The sequence below is a fragment of the Brevibacterium jeotgali genome (genome assembly GCF_900169175.1).
Lineage (GTDB): Bacteria > Actinomycetota > Actinomycetes > Actinomycetales > Brevibacteriaceae > Brevibacterium > Brevibacterium jeotgali.
Genome location: NZ_FXZM01000028.1, coordinates 1 through 6,143, shown reverse-complemented (window position 1 = coordinate 6,143; position 6,143 = coordinate 1). Strand labels below are relative to the sequence as shown.

The window sequence follows — 6,143 nt, the reverse complement described above, 5'->3', positions numbered from 1 at the left end:
CGCAGAAACGGGGCCATCCACCCAGTCTACGAGCCGCATTAGTTACCAAAAACCACGGCACCCGGACCTGTCACCAGCGTCGATGATCGCGCAAAGCTCAAAATCGCCCCGACCTGTGCAACTCAGGGCCCGTGTCGTGGCAGGTACGCACCTCCGTTGCCGGTCCCGGCAGTATGACCCCGCCCTCGCACGTGCGAGGGCTGCTCGGGCGCGCGTTCTCGCTGCGTCCTGTTCACAGCGCGAACTGGACGCCGGGCGCAACGTCGAACCTGCTTCGGCTCAACGCCCCCCCCGGAGCCACCAGACCTCGAGGCTCCCTCCGGTGCGGGTCTGGACAGCGCACAGCGTGAGAGTGTGGGTCTGTCTGCGATGCGTGACTCGGCCCCACGGAAGATCGTCGCCGGCCAGACCGCAGCTCCCGGTGCCCCGTAGCTGCCGCGACTGTCGGATCTGGTCCTGGTGGACAGCAGCGCGTGGCGTGCCGACTCGAATGTGCGGGTGGACGGTAGCGGACCTCGCGCCGGCACTGCGACAACGACGCCGGATGCGCATCGACTACCGGCGCAGTACCGAGGGGGCAGGCCTCGACGCGGGTGGTCGACCCGTACGGGATTGAGGCGACGTGGGGCCGCTGGTCCCTCATCACCGATGGCCAGGGCCCGGCCGGCTGTTCGCTCTGGAATGGCTCTCGGCCTGCGCGACGCTCTATGCGCCGGCGGCTCTCCGCCCAGCTCAGACCTTTCGCGTCTCTTCCCAGATGAGGGTGTAGGTCGGCCGGGCGCGTCGGTCCGCAGATAGACGTCGAGGTCTCCCGACGACGGAGGTTCCTACGCCATCCATCCGAAAGACCTCGACGTGTCCGACGCTACCCCGCCGGCCGGCTTCGGCCGCCCTGACCTGACCGCCTTCGCGTCTCATCCCAATCGACCCTGATCGGGTCTGCTGACCCCCTCGACGAGAACGCAGCGACATCACAGCCACCCAACCCCGACCGGCCGGGAAGCCGGGGCACGTCACATGGCCTGTGCTGCGGGCGTGTCGAGTGGGTCGTCCAGGGGCGACGCAGGAGCGTCGACGCGACGTGCTGAGAGGTGGTTCCAACCGAGCGCTAGGACACCGGCTACAGGCATGGCGATAGGTCAGGAACGGCGTCGCTCCCTGCGCAGGAGGGAGCGCAGAGTCTCGGCGTTCGCGTAGCCGACCCGTAGCGCGATCTCGGCGGAGGTGAGGTCCGTGGTTGCTGAGAGGTGCCGAGCTCGTTCGATGCGAAGCCGTTGGACGAAGCCGAGCGGAGTGAGGTTGAGCGCCGCACGGACTCGTCGTTCGAGGGTGCGCCGGCTGGTGCCGAGCGACTGCGCGACGAAGGCGACGTTGAACGGTTCGTCCAGGCGGGCGCGCACGAAGCGTTCGAACTCGACGACGATCGGGTCCTCGTGCCGGAGATGTTCGTAGGCGACGAAAGCCGCCTGCGACGGACGCTCGTCGATGATGAGGAGCTTGGCGACATGTTGGGCCAGGTCGGGGCTGATCGATCGCACGAGTGAGAGCGCGAGGTCGATGTGGGCGAACGCGGCGCCGGCGGTGACGAGGTTCCCGTCCACGACGACCATGGTGTCGAGATCGAGGGCGACGGTCGGATAGCGCTTCAGGAACTCCGGCCCCAGGAACCAGCTGGTCGTCGCCCGCCGATGATGCATCCGTCCGGTCTCGGCGACGGCGAACACGCCGGTGCACGCCGCGGCGATCCGGGTGGTCGCGTCGTCGAGGCGCCCGAGCGAGGCGATGACCGAACGAGCATCTCGGCTCTGGAGGGCGTCGTGGGTAGCGGCGGCCGTGAGGGTTCCAAGCGCAGGGACGACGACCACGTCGAACTCTCCGGACTCCGACAGCGGGTGGTCAACCGACAGGGTCATCGATGCCGTCGTGGTCACTCGCCGTTTCGGTCCGAGGATGGCGAGTTCGATCGGGTCGATCCGCGGGTCGATATCGCCGCGGGCTCCGTCGGCCACCCGCACGATGTCGATGACCGACGCGACAGCCGAACCGAAGCAGCCGTCGATCGCGATCAGTCCGATACGCATGACGTAAACAATAGCAATACTGTCGTATACGCCACTCCCCATCGGCCCTCGCTCGTCATACGCTGAACTCGCCCCACGAAGAACCCCGACTTCAAGGAGAACCCCTCATGTCCACACCCGCATCACTTCCGTATGCCTTCGTCGCCAAGATCGTCGCGGCCGATGGACAGCACGACGCGCTCGCCGATCTGCTCGCCGGCGCTGTCGCACTCGCCAACGAAGAAGTAGGAACGATTGTCTGGTTCGCGGTCAGGACCCACGCCGACACCTTCTGGATCTTCGATGCATTCCCCGACGAGGCCGCTCGCGACGCCCACGCCAACGGCGCCATCGTCGCAGCCCTGATGGCCAACCAGCACCTCCTCGGCGCAGCACCCGAGATCCTGGCGGCCGACGTCCTCGCGTCCAAGCTCCCGTAGTCCGCCAACGCACGAGACGATCGCGCCCCGCCGAGCCGTCGGACCCGACCGCCTCGACACCCGCACCACGTTGACGATCCCCGACGGGCCGATCACGAGGGGGGCCAGGCAACACCAGGCGCAAGCCTGGAGCGGCACTGGTTCACCGGTCGTCATCGAGAGAGCCAGCGCGGTTCCATGGCAGCGCTACTGTGTCAACTTGCCCTCCGTCCCGCTAGGCGCCGTGGGCGGGTCTTGGTTGCGATCCGTTGCCGTGACGGGAGACGCGTTGCGCGTCGCAGCGATGACGGGTCGTTGGCGTTCCGGGGGGTTGCGTTCGTGCGCGTCGCCCGTGCGGCATGGAACATCTCGCTGCGCACACAACGATCGCTGCGCCGACGCACCGTTGACACCTCGCACGTCCAGGTCGCGACACAACGCCACGCCGCGTTGCCGAGCGGAGCGAGGCCTATCGGCACACGGACAGGATGCCGGCCGCGAGCGCTCGGCCGGCGAGGGGTCCGTCGCAGAGGAGAGCGACGTCGGTGTCGGGCAGAGCCGTGAGGCCAGCGCATCGCGCGACCACCAGAACCGAATCGCCCCTGCCCTGCGTTTCCGCAGGTCAGGGGCTGTTCGCCAGAGCCGCCTGTCGGAATCGAACCGACGACCTAATCACGTCGGCTTTGCGTCTATCGCTTGATGCGCCCACTGGGCGAACGAGCCGCTGACCTGCGCAAACGCCGAGAGTGGGGGCGCCGCCATCCGGTGGTGACCGACGACGACCGACCAGTACCGACCGTTTCACCGGAGCTTGCGGCGGCGTCGAAGCCGAGCAAGCTCCATTCTTTTAGCTCACCGCGCCCTCCTCCTAGCCGGTCCCGTCGTCGTCGAAGACGTTTCAGGGGTCTTCCCAGATGACGGTGTAGGTCGGCCGGGCGCGTCGGTCCGCAGATAGACGTCGAGGTCTCCCGACGACGGAGGTTCCTACGCCATCCATCCGAAAGACCTCGACGTGTCCGACGCTACCCCGCCGGCCGGCTTCGGCCGCCCTGACCTGACCGCCTTCGCTCGACTCGACGGCCTCGGTCTGAGCGTGACCGGGCAACGACGTGAACCGGATCGTGCGGTCCTCGCGTGCCGCGTGGTGGAACCAGATCAGTGGTGCCGACGGTGCGGCAGCGAAGGCGCTGCTCGTGACACCGTGATCCGGCGGTTGGCCCACGAGCCGCTGGGCTGGCGACCGACCGTGCTGGAAGTTGTAGTGCGCCGCTACCGCTGTGCCGACTGCGGACACGTGTGGCGCCAAGACACCAGCGCCGCGGCGGAGCCACGCGCGAAGCTCTCGCGCACCGGGCTGCGGTGGGCGCTGGAAGGGATCGTGGTCGCACACCTCACCGTCGCCCGTGTCGCCGAGGGAATCGGGGTCGCGTGGGACACCGCCAACAACGCGGTCCTGGCCGAAGGCAAGCGGCTGCTGATCAACGACCCACGCGGTTCGAGGGCGTGAAGGTCATTGGCGTCGATGAGCACGTCTGGCGCCACACCAGGCGTGGCGACAAGTACGTCACCGTGATCATCGACCTCACCCCGGTCCGCGATGGCGCCGGCCCAGCAAGGCTGCTGGACATGGTCGAGGGCCGGTCGAAGGCGGCGTTCAAGACCTGGCTCGCCGACCGCGACGACGCCTTCCGTGACGCGGTCGAGGTGGTCGCGATGGACGGCTTCACCGGGTTCAAGACCGCCGCTGCAGAGGAGATCCCGGACGCGGTCACGGTGATGGATCCCTTCCACGTCGTGCGCTTGGCCGGTGACGCCCTCGACAGGTGCCGGCGCCGGGTCCAACTCGCGATCCACGGGCACCGTGGGTTCAGGGACGACCCGCTCTACAAGTCGCGGCGCACGCTGCACACCGGCGCGGACCTGCTCACCGACAAGCAGAGCGACAGGCTACGCGCGCTGTTCGTTGATGACGCTCACGTCGAGGTCGACGCGACCTGGGGTGTCTACCAGCGCATGATCGCCGCCTATCGCCACGAGGACCGGCAACGTGGCCGCGAGCTCATGGAGAAGCTGATCACCGACCTCAGCGCCGGCGTCCCCAAGGTGCTCACCGAGCTCACCACCCTGGGCCGGACCCTGAAGAAGCGAGCCGCTGACGTGCTCGCCTACTTCGAACGACCCGGCACCAGCAACGGGCCGACCGAGGCGCTCAACGGACGGCTCGAACACCTGCGCGGCTCCGCACTCGGGTTCCGCAACCTGACCAACTACATCGCCCGAAGCCTGCTCGAGACCGGCGGCTTCAGACCCCAACTTCTACACCCCCGATTGGGATGAGCCCCTTTCGCGCCATGTGGGCTGCGCAGAAGGAACGCCCCACGATGCGGCAGCTCCTCCAATGCGGCGCCCATATCGAGATACTTGCCCCGGAGGCGGGCCTCGAACGTATCAATCAGCTCGTCAGGGATCTGGCCGAGAGACAGTCAGCCCACCCATGGATGGAAAGCGGCACGCCTCGTCGTTGATCAATGTCCCCGGACAGGACATCTATGCGGCGCTGTGCGACAGCCCTCGACGCGCTCTCGCCTGTCACCGATGCGCGAGGTCCCCGACGCACCGCCAGTGGCACACCGCGCGAGTTGGGACAACACGGCAGGAAGTCCCCTGATTGAACCGGAGGGACCTGCTGTCGCGACGGAGCGGTCAGCGAGAACGCTATCGCCGAGGTCATGGGCGAGGTCCGCGTCGGCCTCCTCACTGGTCGTCGGCCGCGCGTGGACTGTGCAGCACTCGGCTCGACGCTCAGCCCGTGCCCCGTTGATCCGATCGGCCTGGGCTGATCCGATCGGCCTGGGCGCCGTGCGCGGCCGCAGCCACCCGCCGGCGCCCAGGGGCGGAGAGCGCCTTGCCCCGCGGGTGACAGGGACGATCAGTGCAGAAGCACTCCCGGATTCGACACGGCTTCTGGCACAGCTCGCCCGTGAGATGTCTGGTTCGCGCGCGGTGTCCAGCTCCGCTTCGAAGACGACATCCCCGTGATCGTTCAAGTCCGGACTGCAGGCGGAGCAGCCATTCCGGGCACTGGTCGGAGCGTGTGAGCCGAGTGGCGCGAAGAGAGCTGGTCCGGCTCGTTGACTCGTTGTGGCGTCAGACGACCTTCGGCTTGCGCTCTGGGCTCTTGGCTCTTGGCTCTGGCGGTGTCGGGGAGTGGAGCGCTGTTGCGAGCAGCCCAGCCGCTCGTTGAATTCGCTCTGTGGAGGCCGGCTTCACGGACTCGGGAGACTGTCCGCCTCAAGCACCGGGCCGGCACGTCTCTGACCGGAACAGGCGTCGGCGATGTGGTGCAGGGGAACGGGCGTCCCGGAGATGAAGCACCCGTCCACGAGGCAGATCTGATCTGTGCGGCGCGGAACGATCCCTGAGACGGTGGCGGGATCCATGACGGGATATCATCCGCTTTCCCTGCGTGGTTCTCGAGCCCGTCGATTCTTCTGCGACGTGAAACACACTGCCGCGATTTGCGCTCTCGCACTGCGGTGGCATAGATTTACATCTGTTGCTCGACGGGAACACCGAAGAGAACAGGACGGCCGGTCGCATACGAACCGCAGTCGCCTGGTACCACTGGAACGGCAGTCGGCAACTTTCACTCGAAGGTCTGGAT

The 6,143-nt window shown here is 67.3% G+C and carries 2 protein-coding genes and 1 pseudogene; 2 read left to right on the top strand and 1 reads right to left on the bottom strand.

Going from position 1 to position 6,143, the window contains the following annotated elements; genetic code table 11:
• Positions 1-1,139 precede the first annotated feature (1,139 nt).
• Positions 1,140-2,081, bottom strand: a complete 942-nt coding sequence (locus tag BJEO58_RS14490; protein WP_101590165.1) for a GlxA family transcriptional regulator — start codon at positions 2,079-2,081, stop codon at positions 1,140-1,142.
• Between the two features lie 107 nt (positions 2,082-2,188).
• Between BJEO58_RS14490 and BJEO58_RS14485 the strand changes: the two genes are divergently transcribed.
• Both BJEO58_RS14485 and BJEO58_RS14480 read left to right on the top strand, forming a co-directional pair.
• Complete coding sequence (locus BJEO58_RS14485; protein ID WP_003941073.1) at positions 2,189-2,500, top strand: putative quinol monooxygenase; 312 nt, start codon at positions 2,189-2,191, stop codon at positions 2,498-2,500.
• A 991-nt stretch (positions 2,501-3,491) separates the two neighbouring features.
• Positions 3,492-4,816 (top strand): annotated as a pseudogene (locus tag BJEO58_RS14480) (ISL3-like element ISPfr2 family transposase).
• Positions 4,817-6,143: the final 1,327 nt, after the last annotated feature.